Annotated in this window: 26 protein-coding genes; 13 read left to right on the top strand and 13 right to left on the bottom strand. The window is 70.6% G+C overall.

All coding sequences use genetic code 11. The features are described 5' to 3' along the window. Positions 1-71: 71 nt before the first annotated feature. From FLX07_RS05160 to FLX07_RS05120, 9 genes are all read right to left on the bottom strand, one after another. Positions 72-398, bottom strand: a complete 327-nt coding sequence (locus tag FLX07_RS05160) for an antibiotic biosynthesis monooxygenase family protein (protein WP_142568286.1) — start codon at positions 396-398, stop codon at positions 72-74. 341 nt (positions 399-739) lie between these two features. After that, positions 740-2,365: a flavin-containing monooxygenase gene (locus FLX07_RS05155; RefSeq protein ID WP_142568285.1), complete on the bottom strand. Its 1,626-nt coding sequence runs from the start codon at positions 2,363-2,365 to the stop codon at positions 740-742. A gap of 41 nt (positions 2,366-2,406) precedes the next feature. Then, a complete protein-coding gene (gene phzG / locus FLX07_RS05150) occupies positions 2,407-3,042 on the bottom strand; it encodes a phenazine biosynthesis FMN-dependent oxidase PhzG (protein WP_142568284.1) in 636 nt (211 codons plus the stop codon). A gap of 127 nt (positions 3,043-3,169) precedes the next feature. Next, positions 3,170-4,033 carry a PhzF family phenazine biosynthesis protein gene (locus FLX07_RS05145; RefSeq protein ID WP_142568891.1) on the bottom strand — a complete coding sequence of 288 codons (864 nt, stop codon included), beginning with the start codon at positions 4,031-4,033 and terminating at the stop codon, positions 3,170-3,172. Positions 4,034-4,035: 2 nt separating this feature from the next. Further along, positions 4,036-5,925: an anthranilate synthase family protein gene (locus FLX07_RS05140; protein ID WP_142568283.1), complete on the bottom strand. Its 1,890-nt coding sequence runs from the start codon at positions 5,923-5,925 to the stop codon at positions 4,036-4,038. After that, a complete protein-coding gene (locus FLX07_RS05135) occupies positions 5,922-6,545 on the bottom strand; it encodes an isochorismatase family protein (RefSeq protein WP_142568282.1) in 624 nt (207 codons plus the stop codon). The genes FLX07_RS05140 and FLX07_RS05135 overlap by 4 nt, the downstream gene beginning before the upstream one ends. Before the next feature lie 26 nt (positions 6,546-6,571). Beyond that, positions 6,572-7,744: a 3-deoxy-7-phosphoheptulonate synthase gene (locus tag FLX07_RS05130; RefSeq protein WP_142568281.1), complete on the bottom strand. Its 1,173-nt coding sequence runs from the start codon at positions 7,742-7,744 to the stop codon at positions 6,572-6,574. 134 nt (positions 7,745-7,878) lie between these two features. Beyond that, positions 7,879-8,367 carry a PhzA/PhzB family protein gene (locus tag FLX07_RS05125; RefSeq protein WP_142568280.1) on the bottom strand — a complete coding sequence of 163 codons (489 nt, stop codon included), beginning with the start codon at positions 8,365-8,367 and terminating at the stop codon, positions 7,879-7,881. Between the two features lie 109 nt (positions 8,368-8,476). Then, a complete protein-coding gene (locus FLX07_RS05120) occupies positions 8,477-9,529 on the bottom strand; it encodes a ParB/RepB/Spo0J family partition protein (protein ID WP_229689618.1) in 1,053 nt (350 codons plus the stop codon). Positions 9,530-10,196: 667 nt separating this feature from the next. Between FLX07_RS05120 and FLX07_RS05115 the strand changes: the two genes are divergently transcribed. Next, positions 10,197-11,132 carry a sigma-70 family RNA polymerase sigma factor gene (locus tag FLX07_RS05115; RefSeq protein WP_142568278.1) on the top strand — a complete coding sequence of 312 codons (936 nt, stop codon included), beginning with the start codon at positions 10,197-10,199 and terminating at the stop codon, positions 11,130-11,132. Positions 11,133-11,157: 25 nt separating this feature from the next. Then, positions 11,158-11,553, top strand: a complete 396-nt coding sequence (locus FLX07_RS05110; protein ID WP_142568277.1) for a VOC family protein — start codon at positions 11,158-11,160, stop codon at positions 11,551-11,553. A gap of 45 nt (positions 11,554-11,598) precedes the next feature. Here the strand turns inward: FLX07_RS05110 and FLX07_RS05105 are convergent, their stop codons facing one another. Then, positions 11,599-12,195, bottom strand: a complete 597-nt coding sequence (locus FLX07_RS05105; RefSeq protein ID WP_142568276.1) for a sigma factor-like helix-turn-helix DNA-binding protein — start codon at positions 12,193-12,195, stop codon at positions 11,599-11,601. Positions 12,196-12,608: 413 nt separating this feature from the next. Between FLX07_RS05105 and FLX07_RS05100 the strand changes: the two genes are divergently transcribed. Beyond that, positions 12,609-13,154, top strand: coding sequence for a hypothetical protein (locus tag FLX07_RS05100; RefSeq protein ID WP_142568275.1), 546 nt, complete (start codon positions 12,609-12,611; stop codon positions 13,152-13,154). A 67-nt stretch (positions 13,155-13,221) separates the two neighbouring features. On the opposite strand, the gene qcrB is transcribed toward FLX07_RS05100, so the two are convergent. From qcrB to sigJ, 3 genes are read right to left on the bottom strand one after another with little or no spacing between them, the layout of a single operon-like run. Next, a complete protein-coding gene (gene qcrB, locus FLX07_RS05095; RefSeq protein WP_142568274.1) occupies positions 13,222-14,862 on the bottom strand; it encodes a cytochrome bc1 complex cytochrome b subunit in 1,641 nt (546 codons plus the stop codon). Then, positions 14,859-16,010 (bottom strand): cytochrome bc1 complex Rieske iron-sulfur subunit, encoded by a 1,152-nt coding sequence (gene qcrA, locus FLX07_RS05090; protein ID WP_142568273.1) that lies wholly within the window; start codon positions 16,008-16,010, stop codon positions 14,859-14,861. The genes qcrB and qcrA overlap by 4 nt, the downstream gene beginning before the upstream one ends. A 27-nt stretch (positions 16,011-16,037) precedes the next feature. Next, positions 16,038-17,000, bottom strand: coding sequence for an RNA polymerase sigma factor SigJ (gene sigJ, locus FLX07_RS05085; protein ID WP_142568272.1), 963 nt, complete (start codon positions 16,998-17,000; stop codon positions 16,038-16,040). 212 nt (positions 17,001-17,212) lie between these two features. Here sigJ and FLX07_RS05080 point away from each other — a divergent pair, with 212 nt between their 5' ends. The 10 genes from FLX07_RS05080 (at position 17,213) to FLX07_RS05035 (ending at position 25,870) form a co-directional block, all read left to right on the top strand. Next, the gene (locus FLX07_RS05080) at positions 17,213-17,974 is read left to right on the top strand and encodes a DeoR/GlpR family DNA-binding transcription regulator (protein ID WP_142568271.1); all 762 of its coding nucleotides are present in this window, start codon (positions 17,213-17,215) and stop codon (positions 17,972-17,974) included. Then, positions 17,971-18,936: a 1-phosphofructokinase family hexose kinase gene (locus FLX07_RS05075; RefSeq protein WP_142568270.1), complete on the top strand. Its 966-nt coding sequence runs from the start codon at positions 17,971-17,973 to the stop codon at positions 18,934-18,936. Before FLX07_RS05080 ends, FLX07_RS05075 begins: the two co-directional genes overlap by 4 nt. 213 nt (positions 18,937-19,149) lie before the next feature. After that, complete coding sequence (mtlA, locus tag FLX07_RS05070; protein ID WP_142568269.1) at positions 19,150-20,334, top strand: mannitol-specific PTS transporter subunit IIC; 1,185 nt, start codon at positions 19,150-19,152, stop codon at positions 20,332-20,334. A 4-nt stretch (positions 20,335-20,338) separates the two neighbouring features. Continuing rightward, on the top strand, positions 20,339-20,647 hold the full coding sequence (locus FLX07_RS05065) for a PTS sugar transporter subunit IIBC family protein (protein WP_142568268.1): 309 nt from the start codon (positions 20,339-20,341) through the stop codon (positions 20,645-20,647). Continuing rightward, positions 20,640-21,107, top strand: coding sequence for a PTS mannitol transporter subunit IIA (locus tag FLX07_RS05060; protein WP_142568267.1), 468 nt, complete (start codon positions 20,640-20,642; stop codon positions 21,105-21,107). Before FLX07_RS05065 ends, FLX07_RS05060 begins: the two co-directional genes overlap by 8 nt. Then, positions 21,104-22,144, top strand: coding sequence for a zinc-dependent dehydrogenase (locus FLX07_RS05055; RefSeq protein ID WP_142568266.1), 1,041 nt, complete (start codon positions 21,104-21,106; stop codon positions 22,142-22,144). Before FLX07_RS05060 ends, FLX07_RS05055 begins: the two co-directional genes overlap by 4 nt. Positions 22,145-22,193: 49 nt before the next feature. Continuing rightward, entirely contained in the window at positions 22,194-22,481 is a 288-nt protein-coding gene (locus FLX07_RS05050; RefSeq protein WP_142568265.1) for an HPr family phosphocarrier protein, read from the top strand. A gap of 151 nt (positions 22,482-22,632) precedes the next feature. Then, on the top strand, positions 22,633-23,550 hold the full coding sequence (locus tag FLX07_RS05045) for a helix-turn-helix domain-containing protein (RefSeq protein ID WP_142568264.1): 918 nt from the start codon (positions 22,633-22,635) through the stop codon (positions 23,548-23,550). Continuing rightward, positions 23,547-23,969, top strand: a complete 423-nt coding sequence (locus FLX07_RS05040; RefSeq protein ID WP_142568263.1) for a VOC family protein — start codon at positions 23,547-23,549, stop codon at positions 23,967-23,969. Before FLX07_RS05045 ends, FLX07_RS05040 begins: the two co-directional genes overlap by 4 nt. 239 nt (positions 23,970-24,208) lie before the next feature. Next, on the top strand, positions 24,209-25,870 hold the full coding sequence (locus tag FLX07_RS05035) for a catalase (RefSeq protein ID WP_142568262.1): 1,662 nt from the start codon (positions 24,209-24,211) through the stop codon (positions 25,868-25,870). Positions 25,871-25,923 lie beyond the last annotated feature (53 nt).

The following is a 25,923-nucleotide window of genomic DNA, read 5'->3' as shown; positions in this document are numbered from 1 at the left end:
CGAGAGGCGGGGCGGAGCGTGCCGTACCGGGGCCCGGGCCGGCTTCTGGATCCCGACGCGGAAGTTCCTGGTCAGGCGTGGTGGACGGAGACGACCTTGTAGGCCTGCGGCACCGCCTTGGCGATCTCCGCCGCCCTCTTCGCGAAGACCTGCGCCTCAGGGTCGCCCGCGGTCGCCTTGATGTCGTCCGGGCTGCGCCACTGGGCGAGGTTCACGACCCGGGTGCCGTCCACGCTGGCGAGAACGTTCACCGAGATGAAGCCGGGCCGGTGCCGCATGACCTTCTCGGCGCCCTCATCGAGAATGGCGATTAGTTCCTGCTGCTGCGAGGGGTCGACGTCGAAGACGTTGATGAATGTTGCGACCTGATCGCCGACCCGAATCACTGTCTCACTCATGACTTCATCGTATCCGACAAAGAACCAATAGAGTCAAGCCCGTTTGTTAATCCAATCGGGATTCCGAACACGAGAGTCTCTCCGAATATCTCCTACGCAGAGCAGGAAATACCGCTTATCGCAAGCGGGCATGCGAGGTCCGGACGCTGCCGCTCGCCGCCCCGAGGGAGCGAGCCCGGTGCGAGGGGCAGCGCGAGGGCCAGCGCGAGGGCCAGTGCGAGGCCGGCGCGAGGCCGGTGGGTGGGTCCGGCGTCGCGATGCCGCGCCGGCGTTCGCGCCGGACCCACCCGGAACCCGCCGGTGTCCTGTCACGGACCCCGGCGGGCGTACCCCTGCCGGCCTCAGGCCGCCGTCAGCGAGGGGCTGGCGTGCAGGTCGAATCCCTTGTAGCCCGCCTCAGCCACCTCGTCGAGCTTGAGCCGGTACGACGCGAGCCCCGCGAAGTAGAACATGACCCTGTTCTTCTTTCCGGGGATGTTGGCGCCGAAGATCCACGACTTGACCTTGGGGAAGAGCGTGTAGTCCGCGAGTTGCCTGCAGGTCTCGGTCCACTCGTCCTCGGCGTTCCCGGTGGCCTCGATCACGGTCGTGCCGTTCTCCTCCGCGGTGCGGATCAGGTCACCGATCCATTCGACCTGTGTCTCGATGCCGGGCGGGAGGTTGCTGAAGGCGCTGTTCGGGCCGAGGACCATGAACAGGTTGGGGAAGCCGTGGGTGGCGACGCCGAGATAGCTGGTGGGCCCGTCCTCCCAGTGCTCCCGGATCGTCACGCCGCTCCGGCCGCGGATGTCCATTCGCTTGTAGCTGCCGTCCACGGCGTCGAAGCCCGTGGCGAAGACCAGGACGTCGAGCTCGTGCTCCACTCCGTCCTCGGTGACCACTCCCGTGGGAGTGATCTCCTTGATCGGGTTCTCCTTGATGCTGACCAGCTCGACGTTGTCGCGGTTGAAGATCTCGTAGTAGTCGGGGTTGCAGATGGGGCGCTTGGCGTAGAGGTCGCTCGGCGTCAGCTTGCGCGCCGTCTCCGGATCCTTCACGATCTCGCGGATCTTCGACCGGATGAACTCCGCGGCGGCCTCGTTGGCCGCCGGATCGGTCGCGATGTCGGAGAACGTGCCGAACATGAAGCGGAAGCCGTTCCCCTTGTCCCAGTACTCCTGGAACACGCGCCGGCGCTCCTCCTCGGAGACGCTCATGGCGGGGACGTCGCTCTCCTCGAATCCACAGGCGACGCGGGAGCCGCGCACCTGCTCCCAGATGCGGTCGTAACCGGCGCGCACCTCCGCGACGTACTCCTCGGTGACCGGGCCGTGGCCGGACGGGACGCAATACTGCGCCGAGCGCTGGAACACCGTCAGATGCTCGGCCACCTTGGCGGCGGCGCAGGCGAACTGGGTGCCGGTGGATCCCGTGCCGACGACGCCGACGCGCTTGCCTTCGATCGTCAGGTCGTCGGGCCAGGCACCGGTGTGGACGATCCTGCCCTGGAAGCGGTCGCGGCCCTCGATCTCGGGGATGTTCGCCGTCGACAGCGGCCCGAGCGCGGTGACGACGTACCGTGCGGTGAAGCTCTCACCTGTGTCGGTGCCGACGGTCCAGACCCCACGGGACTCGTCGAACACCGCACTGACGATGCCGGTGTTCAGCTGGATGTCCCTGCCCAGGTCGTGCTTGGCGACGACCGCCTCGAGATAGGCGAGGAGCTCCCGCTGCGGGGTGTAGTTCGTGGTCCAGTTCCACTCCTGGAGCATCTGCTTGTCGAAGGAGTACCGGTAGACGAAGCCCTCGACGTCCGACATGGCGCCGGGGTAGCGGTTCCAGTACCAGGTGCCGCCCACGCCACCGGCCCGGTCGAAGGCCCGTGTCCGTAAGCCGAGCTCGTTGCGGAGCTTGTGGAGCATGTAGATTCCGGCGAAGCCGGTGCCGACGACGATCGCGTCGAAGTCGGTGTTTGTCGTGTCGGTCAAGGTTGCACTCCTTCGTGTTTCCTGTCCCTGCGGGGAGGGGGTCACGGCTGCAGCCGTGAGATGTGCCAACCGGAGGGAGTCCGGTCGTAACGCAGCCGCCGGTGCAGCCGGTCGGCGTCGGCCGACCAGAACTCGACGGCGGCAGGCTCCAGGCGGTATCCGGCGAAGCGCGCCGGGCGCGGCAAGGGGATTCCGTAGGACGACAGCCGCTCCGCCTCCGCCTTCAGCCGGGCGACGTCCTCCAGGGGTTCGCTCTGCCGGGAGACCGCCGACATCGCGTGCAGCGGCACCGGCCGGGCGTTCCACAGCCGTTCCGCCTCGGGCTCGGGCAGCATGACCACCGGGCCGGAGAAGCTCAGTTGCCGGGCGGTCTCGCGCCAGTAGAGCAGGCCCGAGGCCCAGCCGGTCTCGGCGATCTCCCGGCCCTTCCTGCTGGTGCTGTGGCTGGTGAAGGCCAGGCCCCGGTCGCCGACGTCGATGACGGCGACCATGCGGGTGGAGGCCCGGCCGCCGCGGTCGGCGGTCGCGAGCGCGAGGGCCAGCGGTTCGCGCACCCCGGCCTCCACCGCCCCGGCGATCCATCGCCGCACCAGGTCCATCGGCTCGGCGGGCGGCGTGTCGTACTCGGGGAACGCCGGGTCGATGGCGCCGGTCAGACTCTCGAACCTGCTGCTCACTGTCGCCTCCGGAGCTGTGAGGGGTGGCGGGCGATCCGCGAGGCGCGGATCGCCCCGATCGCTTGGGCGGGCGCCGCATGAGTGGGAAGGGGGTGCGGCGACGTCCGGGCCGGCCGGTCCGCGCCGTTCAGGCGTAGATCACGCCGCGGGCGACGGTCACGGCCGAGCCGCCGACCCGTACGGATGTGATGTGCTCCGCGGCGCCGTCGGCGCGGGCCCGCATGAGCGAGGGCCGGCCCATCTCGACGCCCTGTTGGATGTCGATCCACTGCCCGAACCCGATGCGCCCGTGCCGGGCGAGGTGGACCGCCAGCGGGCCCGCCGCCGATCCTGTGGCCGCGTCCTCGGCCACTCCGTACGCGGGCGAGAACATCCGGCTGCGCCAGGTCGAGCCGGAACCGGCGAAGCAGTTGGTCGCCATGTCGGGGAAGGCGGCCAGCGCACGCTGGTCCGGGTCGACCCGGGACAGCGCCGCCAGGCTCTCCAGCCCGACGAAGACGTGCCGCGGACCGTTGTGGTAGATCACGACGGGCAGCGCCGAGGAGGTCAGGCCGAGCGCCGCGAGCAGCTCCTCGGCACGGTCGAACTCCGCCCAGGTCGGGACGGGCTGCTCCATCTCAGCGGCGACGACCCTCCCGTTCACGCGCTCCAGGTCGAAGGCGATGACTCCCATCGCCGTCTCCAGCCTGAGCCGGTCGTTCCTGCGCCCCTCGCCCAGCGCGACGGCGGTGCCCAGGAGCGGATGCCCGGCGAACGGGAGCTCGTTCACCGGCGTGAAGATGCGGATGCGGACGTCGCCTCCCTGCCGGGGCGGGAGAACGAAGGTGACCTCCGACAGGTTCATCTCCCTGGCGATGCGCTGCATGCGCTCGTCGGAGAGGTCCTCGGCCTCGAAGAAGACGGCGACCGGATTGCCCTGCAGCGGCGTGTCGGTGAACGCGTCGACGACCACGTACGGACGCGCCCCCTCCAGCACGGACTGTTCAGCCATCGTCACGGCAGCAGTCCTTTCATCAAGGAGCCCAGGATGCGCGGGCCGTTCTCGGTGAGCACCGACTCGGCGTGGAACTGGATGGAGGAGAAGTGCGGGCCGCGCAACGCGTGCACCTCGCCTGTCACCGGATCGCGGCAGACCTCCACCGTGCCGAAACCGTCGATCTCGGCCCGGTCCGCTACCGCCCGGGCGGCGAAGGTGTTGTAGAACCCGACGCGCTCCCGCGCGCCGAACAGGCTGATCTCCTTCTGCACCCCCTGGTTGGGCACGTCACGGCGGTGCAGGGGGAACCCGAGCCGTGCGGACAGAATCTGATGGCTGAGGCATACGGCCAGGAAGGGGCGCCGCGCGGAGAGGAGGGCGTCCGCCGCGGCGCCCAGGTAAGCGATCTTGGGGTGGGCGCCGTCGCCGGGGTCGCCGGGGCCGGGCCCCAGCACGACGAGGTCGTACCCGTCCAGCGAGGGAGCGTCGTCGTGGCGGCGCACGGTCACCGACATGCCCAGGCTGCGCATCTGGTGGTCCAGCATCGACGTGAAGGTGTCCTCGGCGTCGACGATGAGCGTCCGCACCCCGATCAGGCGGGGGTGGGCGGCGGTGCCGGCGGTGGCTCTGCCCAGCCAGAAGCCGGCGATGTTCGCGTTGCGCCGCTCCAGTGCCTCGCGAACCTCCGGGCGGGTCCTGAGCCGGCCGCTGTCGCCGGTGTCGAGCGCCGCGAGCAGGCCGGCGGCCTTCGCCCGGGTCTCGGCCACCTCCGACATCGGGTCGGAGTGGCGTACGAGGGTGGCGCCGACGCCCATGCGCGCCCGGCCCGCGCGGTCGATGTCGGCGGTCCGGATGAGGATGGAGGAGTCGAGGGTCTGCCGGCCGTCCTCGTCACTCCCGATGAGGGCGACGACCCCGCTGTAGTACCCCCGGCCGTGCGGCTCGTGCCGGTCGATGACCCGGCAGGCGTTCTCCACCGGGCTGCCGGTGACGGTCGGCGCGAACATCGTCTCGCGCAGGATGTCTCGCACGTCCCAGCCGGTGTCGCCCTCGATGAAGTACTCGGTGTGCGCGAGCCGCGCCATCTCCTTGAGCCGGGGACCGGTCACGCGGACGCCGGGCTCGCAGATCCTGGCCATCATCTTGAGTTCCTCGTCCAGGACCATGTAGAGCTCGTCGGACTCCTTGCGGTCGGCGAGGAAATCCATCACCCCGTGCAGGGACGGGCCGGACGCCGGGTACCGGTACGTGCCGCTGATCGGGTTCATGGTGGCGACGCCGTTCCGGAGTGTCACATGCCGCTCCGGGGTGGCGCCCACGAACGTCCGCACGCCGGTGTGGACCACGAAGGTCCAGTACGCGCCGGACTCGACCTCCAGCAGGCGCCGGAAAAAGGCCAGGGCGGAGCGCGGCGTGTAGTTCCCGATGTCGGCGACGAAGGACCTCTTGATGACGAAGTTCGCCCCCTCCCCCTCGCCTATCGCCTCCTTGACGACTCTGCAGACGATCTCTGCGTACTCGTCGTCGCTCACGTCGAAGTGCCCGCCCGAGACCGCGAAGGGCAGGTCGGGGATCCGGTCCAGCGCCTCGGCGACCGGAACCGTGCCCTGTCGCGTCACCGTCATCGCGAGGAGCGGTGCGCCGTCGTCGGCGCAGGCGAAGCCCCGCTCGCGGACCTGCCGATACGGGACGACGACGAGCGCGTGGTGCCGGCCGCCCGCCACCGGCTCCCGTTGCCCGGGCAGCGGGATGTCCGCGAGCTCGCGAAGGGGCGCGACCTCACCTGTCAGCACGTCCAGCAGGCCCGGCCCGTTCGCCTCGGGCCGGTGCAGCAGCGCGAAAGCCGGCGCCCGGAGCTCCAGCACGGCGTCGAGCAGGTCGCCCCCACCGGTGTCCGGTCCGCTCACGAGAACACCTCCTTGGCCGTCAGGACGACCGCGCAGCGTTCGGCCGCGTACTCGACCGCCATGCGGTGGTAGTCGGCGGTGAAGTCGGCGACGGCGTCGGCGACCAGGAAGGTCTCCAGATCGTTGGTGAAGGCCTCGACGGCCGTCATCAACACCCCGACGTGCGCGTACACGCCGCAGACGACGAGCTGGTCGCGGCCGCTGCGCCGCATGCGCTCCAGCAGGTCGGAGCGGAAGAAGGCGCTGTAACGTAGCTTGGTGAACAACCAGTCCCCCGGTGCGGGAGCGAGTTCGTCGACGACGAGCCGGTCCTCGGGGGCACGGCGCATGCCCGGTCCCCAGAAGTCCTTGAGGAGCCCGCGTTGCTCCTCGCTCATGTCACCGGGTTGAGCCGTGTAGCCGACGGGAACGCCGAGCGCCGCGCTCCGGTCACGCAGCAGCGCGATGTTCCGGATGAGTTCGTGCCTGGTCGAGCCGGGGAACGGCCTGACGAAGTAGCGCTGCATGTCGTGGATCAGGAGCACGGCACGAGCGGGGTCGGGCGTCCATCCGGCGGGGTTCGGAGGCAGGTCGCCCGCGGCCGGAAGGAGGTAGGGCTTGATTGCGGGTATGCCGGACATAGAAGTCCTTTCTGGTTGCCGTCGCGTCAGCCGCCCCACGCCGAGATGACCGAGACCGCCTGCCAGAGGGTCAGGCGGGGGTCGCAGAAGCTCGTGTACCGGTCGCCGACCTGGCCGAAGCCGCTCTCGTCGGCGACGCATTCGGTGACGTCGTCGGGGGTGATCTCCAGATGGAGGCCGCCGGGGACCCCGTCCGCGCTCTCGACCGCGGTCACGAACTCGCGGACCTCGCGTTGCAGGGTCGGCACGAGGCGGGTCTTGTGCCCCGACGGAGTGACCAGTGTGTTGCCGTGCATGGGATCGCAGAGCCAGACGACGGGGTGGCCGGCGGACCTGACGGCCTCGACGAGCGGCGGCAGGGCGTAGGCGATCTGGTCGGCGCCCATCCGGGAGATCAGGGTGAGCCTGCCGGGCTCGCGTTCGGGGTCGAGCCGCTCGCACAGGGCGAGCAGCTCGTCCTTGCTCGTCTTCGGGCCCACCTTGCAGGCGACCGGGTTGGCGACCTCGGACAGCAGGGCGATGTGCGCGCCGTCCACCTGCCGCGTCCGCTCGCCGATCCAGGGCCAGTGCGTGGAGCCGAGGATCAGCCTCCCCGACGCGTCCCTGCGGAGCATGGGAACCTCGTAGTCGAGGAGCAGCGCCTCGTGGCTGGTCCACACGGGCGGGTCTATCGGGGACCGGACGGACGATCCGCGCCAGCCGAGGTGTTCCATGATGTCGCTGGCCGCCATGTATCCGGTGAGTATCCGCAGCGGATCGGGCTGCCTGCTGTCCGCCGTCGGCTCCGGGCCGTTGACCAGGTGCCCGCGGAACGCCGGGAGGGTGAGGTCGCCGACCTGCTCGGTGGGGCTGGAGCGCGGCTTGGAGAACTGGCCGCCGATGCGGCCGGCCCTCAGCACGGGCTTGTGTGTGATCATCTTGAGCGCGCCGGCCAGCACGTCCAGCGCCGCGGACTTGCGGCTCACGTGCTCCGGCGTGCATTCCTCCGGGTTCTCCGCGCAGTCCCCGGCCTGTACGACCAGGGCGTTTCCTGCGGCTACCTCCGCCAGGAGGGCACGCAGGGTGCGCACGTCCGCGGGCCTGACGAGCGAGGGCCGGGAGGCGAGCACTTCCTTGACGCGCTGGACCTGCGAAACGTCGCTCCACTCCGGCTGCTGCAGCGCAGCGCTCAGCCGGATGGCGGGCATCACGTCATCCACGGTTCTCCATGGGGTCGAGGCGCTCTCGGCGCCGTCGTCGTCGTCGCCCGGCCGGTGAGGCTGGGGTTGCCTGGCCGGTGAGGCTGGGGTTGCCTGGCGACCGCCGCCGACCAGGCGGCAGTTGCGGCCGGGACCTAGGTGGGGATCCCCTCACGCCTGATCTCGGGCACGGGGATGTTCAGCGCGCGCAGTTGCTCGAAGGGGTTCATGAACTCGCGCTGCAGCTTGATCTTCCCGTCCTCCAACTGGAAGGAGTGCAGGAAGTGGTTCCTGTAGTGGCCCTCGGGGTAGCCCGGGAAGCGGATCGCGCCTTCGCCGTCGCACTCCACCCAGAAGAAGTTCGGGTCGTCGGTCTCGAAGATCTGGATGTTGGTCCAGACCCAGTCGGGGAAGCACTTCAGCGACCAGACGGCGTGCTCACCGAGACGGTCGCGCCCGCGGATCGCGATCGGCTGCCCGGTGTCGTTGGTCCACAGGCCGCCGACGCCGTCCTCGGTGAACAGCAGGTGCCGCCGCAGCCGTTCCTCGCCTCTGGTGTTCATGTACCGCTCGACCGTCGCCCGGTTGGTCCTCCGAAGTTCGGTCTCCTCGTCGCTTCCCGGAAAGTGAGTCGTCTCTGACACGATGAACCCTCCAACGAATCCCGATTAATGGCGATATTTCACCCTGAGTCTTCGTACTCCAGAAGCGCCTCCGTTCCTTTCCGGCCGCCTTGGGGAAACCCGTTTCCGGTCACCCCGGGAAACCGTCCGGAACCATGCTCGCCAGTCGTTTCCATTCCTCTGATCGCTTGAGCACGACGGCGCGGATGAGCGGCAGGCAATGGGCCGGAATCGCCTCGGCGATCTCCTTCCACTGAGCCGGCCCCACCTCCGTCGCCAGGAGTATCCGCAGCAGCAGCCGCCCGGACTCGGTCGCCCGCAGAGACGGATCGCGCGCGAGCTTGCGCAGCACGGACGCCGTTTCCACGGCCTCCCCCGCCGCGTGTCCCGGCGGCCTGGTCTCGCCCCTGCTCCGGCTCCCGTCGCGCGGACGGCGGGTCTGCCCCGCACGCCGGACGGCCCCGGTCCGGGGCGCGGCCCCGTCCCGAGCCGACGTCGCCGTGCTCCGCGGCCCGGCAGCGCTCCCCTCCCTGGCGCGCAGGCGATCCGGGATCGGATCCTGACCGCGGTCGAGCCGCTCGCGCACGTCCCGGACGGTCCCCACCGAGAGCCCGGTTTTCCTCGACAGCTCACGGAGGGAGATCTCCGAGTTGGCCGCCAGCAGGGCCGCGGCACTGCGACGCCCTTCGACGCTGCTGAGCGGCCTGGCCCTGCCGTCCCTGCCCACCCGGCTGTGCTGGAGCTCCCCCGGTCCACCGAGCCGCCGGCGCACGCCGGCGACCGTCTTGGCGCTCAGCCCCGTGCTCTCGGCCACCCCCCTGTCCGACCACTGCGGATGGGAGGTGATGATCCGCCGGGCCGCCTCCTTCCGCTCGTCGAGCGTCAGCGGCAACCCGTGGCCGACGTTGAGCCGGACCGACAGGACGAACGCGTCGGCCTCGCTTCCGTCGAAGAACCGGACCGCGATCTCGCTCCTGCCCCTCAGCACGGCCGCGCGCAACCGGTGCACACCGTCGATGACACGCATCGTCGGCCGGTGCACGAGGAGCGGATCGAAGGGGCGATCCGTCTCCGCGAGCAGCCGGACATGCGCCGGGTCCTCACGTCGCTTCCGCGGCGAGAGCGAGGACGTCAGGTCGCGGACGGGCACGATCTCCCACGCCAGATGCCGGAGGTCCGCCACATCGGGGAGGCGAGTTCCGAGTTCGCGATCAGCGTCGGCTGCGGTGTGAAGTGACACTGCGGGACCTTCCTATGAAGGAACAAGGGCAGGGGCGCTTTCTTCACAGGAGCTCAACTGCGGCTCAGCTTATGTTCGGGGTAATTGCGAAACCAGAGCAGCGGGGGCCCATTCATGGCAAGTTACCCATAAATTCAATATCGGCCTTATCGCCCCGGACGGGACCATGACACGCCGTTCACATGCCATGATCGCGACTTGCGGCGAAATGGGCCGGACGGCGTCGGCCGCCTACTTCACAGAGTCATCACCCAGCTCAGCGGGCGATCGTGCGGGCGGATCCGTACGAGCCGAGCCCATGGACCCGGACGACGCGACCGGGCCCCGCACGCACCTTTCAGCGCCTCACCGGAGGCCTATTTCGGTCGCCGCCGTCGATTTTCGGAACGGCGAGAAACTATGAGCGGCCGCTGCGAGGATAGAATGCACCTCGGACGGCGGCCCGCCGATACGCTTCACTGCCGGAGAGGCACCGTTAGGTGCGTCTCCCCGTCACGTCGGTTCAAACGAACCGGCAACAATAATCAGTACGGGCACTGACGGCTCCTTGTCAAACCTGCGTTCTTCCTCTCCCACTCTTATGACGAACCGCGACGGTGAAAGGTGACCGATGAGCGACCAGGGCCAATTGGCCGAGCACTTCGACCGATCCCGAGGGCATCTGCGAGGAGTCGCGTTCCGCATGCTGGGCAGCGCGGACGAGGCTGACGACGCGGTGCAGGAGACCTGGCTGCGCGCCTGCCGCGCCGACTCCGGCTCCATCGACAACCTGACCGCCTGGCTGACGACGATCACCGGACGGGTCTGTCTCGACATGTTGCGCTCGCGCAGCCGCCGGCGTGAGGACCTCGCCGACCTGACCGAACTCGACATGCTGGCTCCCCACGACGAGACCGCCGACCCGGCGGACGAGGCGGTGCTCGCCGACTCCGTCGGTCTCGCCCTGCTCGTGGTCCTCGACACGCTCGGCCCCGCCGAGCGCGCCGCCTTCGTGCTGCACGACCTGTTCGCCGTGCCGTTCGACGAGATCGCCGTGATCGTGGAACGCTCGCCGGCGGCCGCGAAGAAGCTGGCTAGCCGCGCCCGTCGCCGGGTGCACGGCACGCCTGACATTCCCTCCTCCGACCTCGCCAGGCAGCGTGCGGTGGTGGACGCCTTCCTGGCCGCCTCCAGGGCGGGCGACATCGACGCCCTGCTGGCGGTGCTGGCTCCCGACGTCGTCCGGCGGGCGGATTACGCGGCCCTGCGCGGGCAGGCCAAGGTGCCGGCGGAGGTGCGCGGCGCGCGCGCCGTCGCCGAGGAGACGCGCACCAACATCCGCAGGGCCCGCTTCGCCTGGCCCGCTCTCGTCAACGGTGCCGTGGGGGCGGTGGTCGCCCCGTATGGGCGCCTGCGGCTCGTCCTCGAGATCGGCATCGTCGGCGATCGCATCGCGTCCATCGACGTCATCGGCGATCCCGCCCGCCTGAAGGGGGTCCGGCTCGGCCTAACCGACGTCCCGTCGCCGGCGGCCGGGCCACGCAGGCTGTCCGTGCAGGGCGCGTGAGAACCGAGGAGCACCGGGAGGCGTCATGATCGTGAATCCGCGGCTCGCCGTGCTCTACGTCGGCGACCAGGGCAGGACCCTGGAGTTCCTCACCGGGACGCTCGGCTTCGAACTCGCGGCCGACGTCCCCCTGGGGGAGGGGCGGCGCTGGGTGGAGGTGCGCCCGCCCGGCGCGCAGACCTGCGTGGTGCTCGCGACCGTCGAGCCCGAGATCCTGGAGGCGCTTCACGCCCGCGTGGGGCGGATGGCCCACGGCTGGTTCGACTGTGACGATCTCGACGCCACCTGCCTGGACCTGCGGGCGCGGGGAGTGGAGATCGTCGTGGCGCCGCAGGCCGCCCCCTGGCGGGAAGAGGGCCGGTGGGCGCAGATCCGCGGCCACGACGGCAACCTGTACGGGCTGACGGAGCGGGGCCGCTGAGCCGCATGAGTCACCGGGGCGCGGGTGGTCAACTGCGTGCTTTCCTCAGATGCACACCCCGCCCGCTTCCTCGGTGCCGCCGGCCCGTCCGAGATGGAGCACCTCGCAGCGCACCTGCGCCGTGGCCCTGGCGTCGATTCCGCGCACCCCCTCCTCGGTGAGCCCGGTCACCGAGGCGATGTCGGCGTACGCGAGCCCGAACCCGTGGTGCAGCATGAACACCGTCCGCTCGTCCTGGTCCAGCACGCCGAGGACGGTCGAAAGGGCCGCGGAGACCGACTCGGCCATCTGCAGATCGGGCTCCCCCCGCAGGGGCTCCGGCATCCAGGGACCGATGTGCTCCTCACCGTTGGCCTGGGCGACCCGCAGGCGCGTGAGCGCCAGCACGGAGACCAGCCCGATGAGCGCGTTCGGAGAGCCTGCAGAGCGGTCACCCTGACCGGCCAGCCAGCGGGCCCGGGTCTCCTCGACCACGCGCGCGGCCTCCCCACCGTCGCCGAGCATGCTGCGGGCCACCTCGTGGAGCAGCGCGGCGTGTTCCTCGAACGCCTGGGACGCCTCGAACGCCTGGGATGCCTCGGATGCCCGGGGCGCCTGGGATGCGCAGTCCCCCTCGGCCGGCCGATCCGGATTACGCTCCATACACTCTCCTCGTAGTCGTGGCCCGGCGTCCGGACGAAGCCCCCCAGTTCCGGTAACAGGCCCTCACCACTCGCCGGGAACACCTACAGGAACGGCGCCGACGCGCCCTCGCCCCACGATTCAACTGTTTCTTCCTGGCCCGCAATTTACACCCCGGGAACGGTTGCGCCCAGATTCATTTTGCTCTCTTTCGCCGCGATCCCCGCGCGAGACCTCCTCTCGCCTTTCCCGTTAAGACGAATTCGGCCTCCGTAATGTGACACAGGAGCGGCCGGTCAATTCTCGATGCAATCCGGATGTCACGTTCCGGCCCCCTGGGAACGTCTTTCTTTTGGCGGCCGGAATCAGCGGAAGCCCCATCCGCTCCACACCGTCGCCGCCTCCCCCAGTCCGCACATCGAGGTGAGCATCTGATGGTCTTCGTCCCGGACGCCTCCTACACCGATCCCAGCGCGTGGCGGATCGCCATGGACGCCAGTGAGGGAACGCTGTCGATGACGACGTCGAAGGGGCCGCGGCTCCTGCACGAACTCCCCTGTTTCCACGGCTCCTTCTATGTGAGCCCCGTCGGGCTCCTGGCGGGGTTCACGCTGCAGCTGCCGCTGCCGGTCTACCCGTCGTGGCTGCGGGAGGACGAGGCGCCCGTGCTCTTCTGGGAGTCCGTCGACCTGGAGGCCGAGGATGCCCCGAACCAGGTCCAGGGGAACGCCCGGCTGCGGCTGGGCAGGCGGGAGATCTCCGCGGTCGTGTCCGGCCTATGCACGGAGGTTCCGGTCGGCCAGTCCGGCCGTCCCTATCTGAAGATCGTGCTGGAGACCGTCTTCCCCTCGGTCAGCCTGCGCTGGCCGGTCGAGGCATGGCAGCGGCTGCGGCCCGTGACGCTCAAACTCTTCACCGAGATCCGTCCCTCCGACCCACAGGATCCGCAGTGGCCGGAGCCCGAGCAGTGGGATCGGTGACCACGACGGCGCGGCACGACGGCGCGGGCCCGGAGGAACGCCTCCGGGCCCGCCCGCGCGAGAGGGGTCAGCGCGTCAGCGCGCGGTTCTGTCCCTCCTGCAGTGCGGCCTGCCCGTCCTCGTCGTGCGGATGTCCGTTGACCGGCGGAACCTTCTCCCCGCCGTACGCCCTGGACATCCGCAGGCGCAGCCTGCCGAGCGGTCCGCGGAGCCCCTTGGGAGGGACGGTCTCGTCGTACGGCAGCACCGGCACCGGTTCCTTGCCGCGCAGGTGTGCCTCGATGTCCTCCGCCGGCCGCGAGTGGACTTCGACGTACCCGCCGTTCGGCAGCCGCTTGATCACCCCCGACTCCACGCCGTGCGCGAGCACCGCGACGTCGGAGCGCTGCAGGCCCAGGCAGACGCGGTAGGTGATCGCGTAGGCCAGGGCGGGCGCGACGAACACGAGGATCCGTCCGGCCCAGGTGGTCGTGTAGAGGCTGATGCGGAAGTTCGCCGAGATGATGTCGTTGCCGCCGAACAGCCAGAGCACGCCGTAGAAGGCGACGGCCGCCATGCCGATCGAGGTGCGGTGCGGGTTGTTGCGCGGCCGGTCCGCGAGGTGGTGCTCGCGGTTGTCACCGGTGAGCCAGCGTTCCAGGAACGGGTAGAGCGCCATTCCGACGACGATGACGCCCAGTGGCACCAGCGCGGGGATGACCACGCTGAGCGGGATCGTGCCCACCTGGGAGGTGCCGAAGAGGTTGATCTCCCAGGCGGGCATGATGCGCAGCGCCCCTTCGAGGAAGGCCAGGTAGAAGTCGGGCTGCGAGCCGGCCGAGATGTCGGCGGGCGAGTACGGCCCGTACAGCCAGACGGGGTTGATCTGTGCGAACGTGCCGAGAGCGGCGATAACGGCGAACGTGAACAGGAAGAACGCTCCCGACTTCGCCATGAAGGCCGGGTAGAAGGGCGCGCCGACCACGTTGCGGTTGGTCCGGCCCTTGCCCGGGAACTGGGTGTGCTTCTGCATCCACATGAGGATCAGGTGCGCGGTGACCAGTGCCAGGATCAGGCCGGGCAGGAGCAGGATGTGGATCGAGTAGAAGCGGGAGATGACGTCCCCGCCGGGGTACTCGCCTCCGAACAGGAAGAAGTTGAGGTAGGTGCCGACCACGGGCAGCCCGATGACCACGCCCTGGGTGACCCGGAGGCCGGCGCCGGACAACAGGTCGTCGGGCAGGGAGTAGCCGGTCAGGCCCTCGAACAGCGCGATGGACAGGATCACCACGCCGATGAGCCAGTTGAGCTCGCGCGGCTTGCGGTAGGCGCCGGTGAAGAAGACCCGCAGCGCGTGCGCCATCATGCCGGCGATGAAGACCAGGGCGGCCCAGTGGTGTATCTGCCGGATGAGCAGGCCGCCGCGGACCTCGAAGCTGATCTGCAGCGAGGACGCGTACGCCTCGGACATCGTCACGCCCCTGAGCGGGGCGTACGTGCCGTTGTAGACGATCTCCCCCATGCTCGGCTTGAACCAGAACGTCAGGAAGGTGCCCGTCAGCAGCAGGATGACGAACGAGTACAGCGCGATCTCGCCGAGGAGGAAGGACCAGTGGTCGGGGAAGACCTTGCGGATGTTGCGCCTGACGAAGCCGCCCGCGCCCAGGCGGTCGTCCAGGAATGTGGCCGGCCCGGCGATGCGCTCGGGCACGGTTCTCGGTTCGCTCAAGAGTGGCCTCCGTTCTCCCTGGCCCGCGCCTCCGCGTCGCCGCGCTCCCAGTAGCTGGGACCGACCGGGGCGGGGAAGTCGCCCAGCGCGATGAGGTAGCCCTGTTCGTCGACGCCGATCGGCAGCTGCGGCAGCGGCCGGGCGGCGGGGCCGAAGACGACCCTGGCTCCGTCCGCGGCGTCGAAGGTGGACTGGTGGCATGGGCACAGGATGTGGTGGGTGGTCTGCTCGTACAGCGCGGCGGGGCAGCCCACGTGGGTGCAGATCTTGGAGTAGGCGACGATCCCGTCGTGCGTCCAGTTCGGCTTCGTGCCGGCTCTGAGCTCCTCCGGACGGAACTTGACGAGGATCACCGTCGCCTTGGCCAGCACGTTCAGGTCGTGTTCGTATCCCTGCGGGACGACCGACAGGATGCCTCCGGGTGAGTTGAAGTCGGCGGCGCGGATCGGCTGGCCGGTGCCCTCGACGACGAGCCGAAGCGGTCTGCCGTCCTTGGTCTTCTCACCCCAGACCGTGTGGCCGAGCCGCCGGTGGAGCTGCGCGGCGGGCACACCGCTGGAGTCGAGGTCGCGCAGCAGCACCAGCGGTGCCAGGCCCAGCGGCGCCGCCGCGAGCAGCAGCGTGCGGCGCAACAGCCGGCGCTTGACGATGCCGCTCTCCCCGGTGCCGCGTACGAACGTGGCCGCGACCTCGGCCCGTACGTCCTCGGGTGAGGCCATGGGGTGGCGCTGCTGGACCAGCTCGTACTTCGGCATGATCTGGCGCACCCAGATCACGATCCCCGCGGCCAGCGCCAGCAGCGCCAGTGTCAGCGTGCCGCCGAGCGCGACGTGCGAGGCGCCCGTCGCGCTCAGGCCGCCGACCTGGAACCGGACGTAGGCCACGAGGAAGGCCACGAGGGCGGCGAACGCGAGCGTGAAGCACAGCGCCGCGATCCGCTCCGCCCTGCGCGCCTTCCGTTCGTCCTGCGGAACGACGCCGGGGACGGCGGGAAGGCCGTGGTCCACGTCGCCGGCGTCCGGGATTCCGGACGCGACGGCCCCGGAGAAGGGAGTCCCGGAGAAGGGGGTGTCGGATAAGGGGGTGCCGATGACGCGCGCGGGTCTCCGCCGCTCCGGCCGCCCGGTCTCGTGCTCGTTGTCTGTCATGACGAAAGTCGCTTCTCTCGCGGCCGGTCAGCCCGCGGCACGGATATGTCTGTTCCTCCCGGGTCGCCGGCCCGCGCCGACGCCCCTGAGCTTGTCCTGGTTGGCGATGATCCAGATGCGCGTGACGAGGTCGGCGGCGCGATCGACGTCGACCACGATGACGGCGATCGGCTCGCCCCCGGCGGTGATGAGCGCCGCGGGCCCGCCGTTGACGTCCACGATTGATCCGCCGCCGATGTCGTCGGTCTCCGCGGCCGCGATGCCCGCTGGACGCAGCACCCGACGCAGGCCGCATACGAGCAGGCGGCCGACCTTCGCCGCGCCCCCGACCGGGTTTCTCGCCACGCCGCGGCGGCCGTTCCCGTCGATGGACAAGGTGACCTCCGGGGCGAGCAGGTCGAGCAGCGCCCGCAGGTCACCGCCCAGGCAGGCGGCCAGGAAGCGTTCGGTCACCCGCCTGCGGACCTCGCGGTCCTGCCGGAACCGGGGCCGCCGCTCACCCACGTGCGAGCGGGCGCGGCGGGCGAGCTGCCGGACCGCCGTCTCGGACCGGCCGACCACCGCCGCGATGTCGGCGAAGGAGAACTCGAACGCCTCCCGCAGCACGAACACGACCCGCTCCAGCGGGGAGAGGGTCTCCATCACCACGAGCATGGCCATGGAGACCGAGTCCGCCGTCTCGGCGCCCTCCTCGATCGCGGGCCCGGTCGGCAGCGGTTCGGGCAGCCACTGCCCCACGTACGCCTCCCTGCGGGCCTTCGCCCAGCGCAGGCGGTCGAGGGCGAGCCTGGTCGTGACCCGGACGAGGAAGGACCGGGGATCGGCGATCCCGGAGTGGTCGACGCGGTCCCATCGCAGCCATGCCTCCTGCACGATGTCCTCGGCGTCGGTCACGCTGCCCAGCACCCGGTAGGCCACCCCGAACAGCAGATCCCGGCTGCTCTCGAAACTGGCGACTGGTGTGGGCTGCCCATCGGTCACCGCGGGCATCTGGCCTCCTTGTCTCCGCCTCCCCTATAGAGACGCGCCGGAGGTTCGAGACGTGACACGGAGGCGCCGGGGCGCGGGGCCGCCGGGAATTGCGGACACCCGGGCGCTACGTGCACCTTGCCCGTTTTGTTACGTTCACCGCCCTTGACCTTCCAACATAGACGGGTATAAACACATACGAAACAACATCGAAATGGCGGTGAACCAACACGATGTACGCCGAGGAGCGGCAGCAGGAGATCCTGCGGGCGGCCCGCGACGCCGGCCGGGTCGACGTGGTGACGCTGGCCGAGCGGTTCGGCGTCACGACGGAGACGATCCGCCGCGACCTGACCGCACTGGAGCGCGCGGGCGTCCTGAGGCGCGTGCACGGCGGCGCGATCCCGGTCGAACGCCTGGGGTTCGAGCCCGCCCTGGCCGCCAGGGACGAGGTGATGACGGCCGAGAAGGAGCGCATCGCCAAGGCCGCCCTGGCCGAGCTCCCCGAGGACGGCTCCGTGGTCGTCGACGCCGGCTCCACGACGAGCCGGCTCGTCCAGGCACTGCCCGCCGACCGGGAGCTCACCGTCGTCGTGAACTCACCCCCGCTGGCCACGGTGCTGGCGGCCCGCCCCAACCTGACCGTGCTCATGCTGGGCGGCCGGGTGCGCGGCCGGACGCTGGCGACCGTGGAGGACTGGGCCATCCAGCAGCTGTCGCAGCTCAACGTCGACGTGGCCTTCATGGCCACCAACGGCTGCTCGGTCGCCAAGGGCCTGACCACCCCCGACCCGGCCGAGGCGGCGATCAAGCGGGCGATGATCGCCTGCGCCGACCGCGCCGTCCTGCTGGCCGACCACACGAAGTTCTCCGGCACCTACCTGGCGCGCTTCGCGACGCTCGGCGAGATCGACGTCGTCATCACCGACGCCGGGCTCGACCCCGACCAGGCCGCCGCGCTGGCCGCCGCCGGGCCCGAGGTGGTCCGCGCATGATCCTGACCCTGACCCTGAACCCCAGCCTCGACCGGACGATCGAGGTCGGCGCGCTCACCCGCGGGGCCGTCATCCGGGCGGCCGCCACCCACCTCGACCCCGGCGGCAAGGGCGTCAACGTGACGCGGGCCCTGCTGGCCAACGACGTCCGGTCGTGCGCGGTCATCCCGTACGGCGGCAGCGAGGGACGCCGGCTCCTCGACCTGCTGTCGGCAGAGGGCATCTACATGATCCCCGTGCCGGTGGAGGGCCCCACCCGGTCCAACGTCGCGATCGCCGAGCCGGACGGCACCGTCACCAAGGTGAACGAGCCGGGCACCGCGCTGACCCCCGCCGAGCTGGACACACTGGCGGGCGCCGTGCTCGACGCCGCGCGGTCGGCCAGCTGGGTGGTCGCCTCGGGCAGCCTCCCGCCCGGCGCGCCGGTGGACGTCTACGCCGGACTGTGCCGCCGGTTCACCGACGCCGGCATCAACCTGGCGGTCGACACGAGCGGCCCCGCCCTCGTGTCCGCCGTGAACGCCGGCCCCGCGCTGGTCAAACCCAACCGCGACGAGCTCGCCGAGGCCACCGGCACGTCGATCGCCTGTGTCGGCGACGTGCTCGACGCGGTCGGCAAGCTGCGCGCCATGGGCGCGCGGTCGGTCCTGACCAGTCTCGGGGCGGACGGCGCGCTGCTGGTCGAGCACGACGAACAGGTCTGGTACGGCGAATGCGCGGTCGAGGAGCCGCGCAGCAGCGTGGGCGCGGGCGACGCCCTCCTGGCCGGCTTCCTCGCCGCGGGAGCCCGTGGCGCGACGGCCCTCGCCGAGGGCCTCGCCTGGGCCGGCGCGGCCGTGGGGCTGCCCGGCAGCCGGATGCCCCGCCCGGCCGACATCGATCGCACACACGTCAGGATCGGTCCCCCCGACCCGGCCCGGCCGCTCACGCCACCCCCTCGCCCGGCGCCAGGGGGTATCTGAGCGCGCCACACGGCGCCCGCCGGCTCACTCGCCCTCCCCCAGCCCGCTGTCGGCTCGGACTCACCCGCTCCGGCTCAAACGATTCACCCGCTCCGTCCGCTCCGCGTCACACGACACATCCGGTCCGCTCGCTCATAACCCGGGGGATGACAGCGGTCCACCCCCTCACAACCCGGCCAGCCAGGCCGGTCGCCCCCCAAAAGGAGCACGTCAATGGCCACGCCCTATACCCCCACCGTCCACGGCACCGGTGTGCGGGCCACGATCCAGCGCTTCGGCGGCCATCTCGCCGGGATGATCATGCCCAACATCGGCGCCTTCATCGCCTGGGGCCTCATCACGGCCCTGTTCATCCCGACCGGGTGGATGCCGAACAAGGCACTCGCCGAACTGGTCGACCCGATCATCAAGGTCCTGCTCCCCGTGCTCATCGGCTACACCGGCGGCCGGATGGTCCACGCGCAGCGCGGCGCGGTCGTCGGCGCCGTCGCCACGATGGGCGTGGTCGTCGGGGCGGACGTTCCGATGTTCCTCGGCGCGATGATCATCGGTCCGCTGGCCGCGCTGATCCTCAAGTACGTCGACAGGTTCACCTCCGAGCGGACCCGGGCCGGCTTCGAGATGCTGGTCGACAACTTCACCGCCGGCATCGTCGGCGCGGTCACGGCGATCGCCGGCGTCCTCGCCATCGGCCCGGTGGTGGAGAAGTTCACCGACGTGGCGGGCAGCGGCGTCGAGTGGCTCATCGCCCACTCCCTCCTGCCGATCGCCTCGGTCATCATCGAGCCGGCCAAGGTGCTGTTCCTCAACAACGCGATCAACCACGGAGTGCTCGGGCCGCTGGGCGTCGCCGAGTCGGTCAAGCACGGCAAGTCGATCCTGTTCATGCTGGAGTCCAACCCGGGCCCCGGCCTCGGCCTGCTGATCGCCTACCTGCTGTTCGGCCCGAGGTCGCTGCGTCCCAGCACCCCCGCCGCCATGATCATTCATTTCTTCGGCGGCATCCACGAGATCTACTTCCCGTACGTGCTGATGAAGCCGCGCCTGATCCTCGCGGTGGTCGCCGGCGGCGCCGCGGGCGTGCTCACCTTCCTGGTCACCGGGGCGGGCCTGGTCGCGACTCCGTCGCCGGGCAGCATCTTCGCCTACATGGCGGTGACCCCGAAGGGCGGCTGGTTCGGCGTGATCGCCGGGATCGTGGTCGCGACGGCCGTCTCCTTCGCCGTCGCCGCCGCGCTGCTGGGCTTCGGCCGCGCCAACGGCGACAAGGCGGACGACCCGGCGCAGGACGCCGTCCCGCACGACACCGACGACACCACCACCAGCACGAACGACGACAATCGCGACACCACCGGCGAGACGGCGGCCGAGAGCGTGCCCGCCACCAAGGAGGCGTAGAACCGTGTCGAGCATCGAGGGCAAGGACGTTCGCAAGCTCATCGTGGCCTGCGACGCGGGCATGGGTAGCAGTGTCATGCTGGCGAGCACGCTGCGCAGGCAGCTCAAGGGCACCCCGGTAAGCGTGGAGCACACCCCGGTCAACTCGATCCCCGGGGACGCCGACGTGGTCGTGTGCCACACCGGGCTGGCCGATCGGGCCAGGGCGAGCGCCCCCGGCGTCGTGCTCGTGCCGTTCCAGGTCTTCATCGGCGACCCGGCCGTGGCGCGGATCGTCACCGCCATCAAGAACGGGGGCACGATCGATGGCTGACCGGGCCGGCACGGCCCCGCTCCCCCTCGATCCCCGCGCCGTACGGACGGCCGCGACCGCCTCGGACGTCGAAGACGCCGTCCGGCAGTGCGGAGCGGTCCTCCAGGAGATCGGCGCGGTGGACCGGAGCTACACCGAGGCCATGCTCGAACGCGAGCGGTCGATCTCCACATACGTCGGCGAGGGCGTCGCCATCCCCCACGGCACGCTGGCCTCGAAGGAGGCGGTCCGGCACGACGCCATCTGCGTGCTGCTCCTCCCCGAGGGCGTCGACTGGCACGGCGAGCGCGTGACGGTGTGCGTCGGCATCGCGGCCCGCGGCGACGGCCACCTGCGGCTGCTGTCGCAGCTCGCCCAGATCCTGCTCGACCCGGAACGCGCCGCGGCCCTGCGCGCGGCCACCGAGGTCGACGAGGTCATCCATCTGCTGCTACCGGACGAAGAGGAAGACTCCGAGTGAAAGTCGCCCGTTTTCATGCTCCCGGGGACATCCGCCTGGAGGAGGTGCCCGAGCCCGTCGCCCACTCCGGCGAGGTCAAGATCCGCGTACGCAACTGTTCGACGTGCGGCACGGACGTCAAGATCTACCGGTTCGGGCACCACCACATCAGGCCGCCCCGCGTGATGGGCCACGAGATCGCCGGGGAGATCGTGGAGGTCGGCGAGGGCGTCACCGGCTGGAGCCCGGGAGACCGGGTGCAGGTGATCGCCGCGATCCCGTGCGGCCGGTGCGAGGAGTGCCGCCGGGGCCACCTCACGGTCTGCCCCAACCAGGAGTCGATGGGCTACCACTACGACGGCGGCTTCGCGCAGTACATGGTCGTGCCGGCCAAGGTTCTCGCCGTGGACGGGCTCAACCGCATCCCCGACGGGGTGGGCTTCGCCGAGGCGTCCCTCGCCGAGCCGCTCGCCTGCGTGCTCAACGGGCAGGAGCTGGCCCGCGTCGGCGAGGGCGACGACGTGGTCGTCGTCGGCTCGGGCCCGATCGGCTGCCTGCACGTGCGGCTGGCCCGCTCGCGCGGCGCGGCCCGGGTGTTCCTCGCCGACCTGAACGCCGAACGCCTCGCGATGGCCGCCGCCCTCGTAGGGCCGGACGCGGCGATCTGCTCGGGTGAGACCGACCTCGTCGACGAGGTGCTCAAGCTGACCGGAGGCCGGGGCGCCGACGTGGTGATCACGGCGGCGGCCTCCGGCGCGGCCCAGCAGCAGGCGTTGCAGATGGCCGCGCGGCAGGGCCGGATCAGCTTCTTCGGCGGGTTGCCGAAGGACGACCCGGTCATCGCCTGCGACTCCAACCTGGTGCACTACCGGGAGCTGACCATCGTCGGCGCCAACGGGTCGAGCCCTGCGCACAACGCCCGCGCCCTGCGGCTCATCGCCGACGGAGCGGTGCCGGTGGCCGACCTGATCACCCATCGCCTCGGCCTGGACGAGGTCATGGACGCCATCGACGTCGTCGCCCGCGGCGCCGCCATCAAGGTCACCATCGAGCCCTGAATTCGAGCCCCCGATTCGAGCCCCCGATTCGAGCCCTGAGAGGAACCCGATGCCGGAAAGGACACTGGCGGTCGCCTCGCGCTCCGGCCTGCACGCCCGCCCCGCGAAGATCTTCGTCGAGGCGGCGGCGCGGCAGGCGGTGCCCGTGCGCATCCGTGTGGGCGACGGAAAGGCCGTCCCCGCCAACAGCATGCTGGGCGTGCTCACCCTCGGGGTCGGGCACGGCACCGAGGTCACCCTGGAGGCCGACGGACCGGGAGCGGAGGAGGCCCTCGCCGCCCTCGCGGACCTGCTGTCTCGCGACCTGGACGCCGAAGGAGCCGAAGGCGCCGCCTGACCGCCGGCCGCGGACACGGGAACACCCCGCCACCCCGGCCCGCCTCGCCATGGCCTCACCACACCCCGCCCCCGCGGCCGTCGTCGCCCGCGACGATGGCCGCCGTGCGCTCCTTCGGGGAGACTGGGAGGGCAGGAGGGAGGGCCGGCCGATGGCGACACAAACACAGCGGACGACGGACGCGAACGAGCGCGACGAGGCACGCTACCTGCGCCGGCGGCCCGCTCCCGCGCTGCGTCCGCTGGTCGCGTGGTACAGCGGCTATCGCGAGGCCGGAGTTCCGCCGGCCACGCATCGCGGCCTGCCGTCGCCCTACCTGACGATGATCGTCACACTCGACGACCCGCTCGTCGTCGCGGAGCACCCCGATCCGCGCACCCCGCCCGGGTCGTACGACACGCTGGTCGGCGGGCTGCACACCACCCCCGCGCTGATCACGCACGACGGGCGGCAGTCGGGCGTGCAGCTCGCGCTGACGCCGCTCGGCGCGCGGGCCCTGCTCGGGCTGCCCGCCGGGGAGCTGTCAGGGCTCGACGTCGACGGCGCCGAGGTGCTCGGCCGGCTGGCGGGCGAGCTGCGCGAGCGCCTGCTGGAGGCGCACGGCTGGGACGAGCGCTTCGCGGTCCTCGACGGGGTCCTGTCCCGGCATGCCCGCCCCACGCGGGCCCACCCGGCCGAGGTGGCGCGAGCGTGGCAGCGGACGCTGACCGCCGGCGGGCAGGTCACCGTGTCCGGCCTCGCCAGCGAGGCCGGCTGGAGCACCAGGCACCTGAACGGCCGGTTCCGGGAGGAGATCGGCCTGTCCCCCAAGGAGGCCGCACGGGTGGTGCGGTTCGACCGGGTCCGCCGCCTGCTCCAGGGCGCGGCGGCGTCCGGACGGCGGCTCACGCTGGCCGACGCGGCCGCCGAGTGCGGGTTCTACGACCAGGCGCACCTCGCCCGCGAGTTCGGCGGCCTCGCCGGGTGTTCGCCCAGCCGGTGGCTGGCCGAGGAGGGCGGCCACGGCGGCGAGCTGTTCCGAAACGTCCAAGCCGGGGCGGGGGACGGCTCGCCAGACTCGACGGCATGAACGACACCACACCAGCACCTCAGGTATGGCCCACGCTGCGGGCCGGGGACGCACGCGCACTGATCGCCTTCCTCGTCGAGGCGTTCGGCTTCGAGGAGACCGCCGTGTACGGCGAGGGCGACCGCGTCGACCACGCCCAGCTCTCCTGGCCGCACGGCGGCGGGATCATGCTGGGCAGTGTCCGGGACACGCCGGACGACAAGTGGCGCCTCACCCCCGGCTCGTTCGGCGCGTACGCCGTGACCGACGACCCGGACGCGCTGTTCGCGCGGGCGACCGCCGCGGGGGCGCGGGTCGTCCAGGAGCCGTACGACACCGACTACGGCTCCCGCGAGTTCGCCGTCCGCGATCCGGAGGACAACCTCTGGTCGTTCGGCACCTACCGCGGCGAGCCGCGGAAGGCGGCCCCCGCGGGGTGAGGTAGACGATTCCCCGCCGTCATTTCGGCGGAGCGCGGGACGTGCGGTGCTCACCGCCGTCACCACCGAGCCACGCGGGGCGCGATCGTGCCGCCGGCCCGCCCCCGCGTGCTCCCGGCGTTATCCAGGATCTCCTCTCCTGGGGGCGCCAGGACGAATACCCCGACAAAAACCGGAAAGGGGGGTATTGCAGAGGATAAACAGCTCAAATGAGATCACATAGCGAGAGGAGCCGTCCCATGACGGACGTGTCGAGCAAGGGACCGGAGCCCGGGGACGAGCGTCCCGTGCTGACCAACCGTCAAGGGCACCCGGTCTACGACAACCAGAACCAGCGGACGGTCGGCGCACGCGGCCCGGCCACTCTCGAGAACTACCAGTTCCTTGAGAAGATCAGCCACTTCGACCGGGAGCGCATCCCGGAAAGGGTGGTGCACGCGCGCGGCACGACGTCGTACGGCTTCTTCGAGGCGTACGGCATGTGGGGCGACGAGCCGATCGCCCGGTTCACGAGGGCGAAGCTGTTCCAGGAGGCCGGCAAGCGCACCGACGTGGCGGTGCGGTTCTCGACCGTGATCGGGGGACGTGACTCGTCCGAGTGCGCCCGCGACCCGCGCGGGTTCGCCGTGAAGTTCTACACCGAGGACGGCAACTGGGACCTCGTCGGAAACAACCTCGCGGTGTTCTTCATCCGCGACGCCATCAAGTTCCCCGACGTGATCCACGCGCTCAAGCCGGACCCGGTCACCTTCCGGCAGGAGCCGAACCGGATCTTCGACTTCATGTCGCAGAGCCCCGAGACGATGCACATGATCGTCAACGTGTTCAGCCCGCGCGGCATCCCGGCGGACTACCGGCACATGCAGGGCTTCGGGGTGAACACCTACAAGTGGGTCAACGAGCAGGGCGAGACCGTGCTCGTGAAGTACCACTGGATGCCCAGGCAGGGGGTCAGGAGCATGACGGCCGAGGACGCCGCACGCATCCAGGCCCACGAGCTGGGCCACGCCACGAAGGACCTGCGCGACGCCATCGAGCGGGGCGACTACCCGGAGTGGGAGCTGCTCGTCCAGATGATGAGCGACGACGAGCACCCCGAGCTGGACTTCGACCCGCTCGACGACACCAAGGTCTGGCCGGAGGACCTCTTCCCGGCCAAGCCGGTCGGCCGGATGGTCCTGGACCGGACCGTGGACAACGCCTTCGCCGAGAACGAGCAGATCTCGTTCGGCACCGGCGTCCTCGTCGACGGGCTGGACTTCTCCGACGACAAGATGCTGGTGGGCCGCACGTTCTCCTACAGCGACACCCAGCGCTACCGCGTCGGCCCGAACTACCTGCAACTGCCGGTCAACCAGGCCAAGAACGCCGACGTGCGGACCAACCAGCGCGACGGCCTCATGACCTACCGGCAGGACCGGGCAGGCGAGAACCCACACGTCAACTACGAGCCCTCGATCAGCGGCGGGCTCCGCGAGGGGCAGTTCCCGACGCACGACGAGCAGGGCCCGCAGATCGTCGGCAGAGTCACCCGCAAGCGCATCCCGCGGACCAACGACTACAAGCAGGCGGGCCAGCGCTACCTGCTCATGGAGCAGTGGGAGCGCGACGACCTGGTGGAGAACTTCGTCGCCATGCTGTCGGAGTGCGACCGGCCGATCCAGGAGCGCATGGTCTGGCACTTCCTGCTGGTCGAGGACGACCTCGGGCTGCGCGTCGGCGAGGGGCTCGGCATCACACCCGACGACGTCAAGCACCTGGAACCGCTGGCGAGCCAGGACCTGACCGACGAGGACAGGGATCGCCTGTCCAACCTCGGCAAGAACGGCACGCGCGACGTCTCCGGCCTGAAGATGACGCACTGCGTCCCCGACGAGCGGGCGACCGTGCCCGCGATGTGAGGTCGCCGTGCGGATCAGGGCCCGGTCCGGATTTCCGAGCCGGGCCCTGGCAC

Origin of the sequence: Microbispora bryophytorum, assembly GCF_006874465.1 — a bacterium.
Taxonomy (GTDB): Bacteria; Actinomycetota; Actinomycetes; order Streptosporangiales; family Streptosporangiaceae; genus Microbispora; species Microbispora bryophytorum.
Note: the sequence above shows the minus strand (reverse complement) of the source record. Positions and strands in the feature narration are given on the sequence as shown.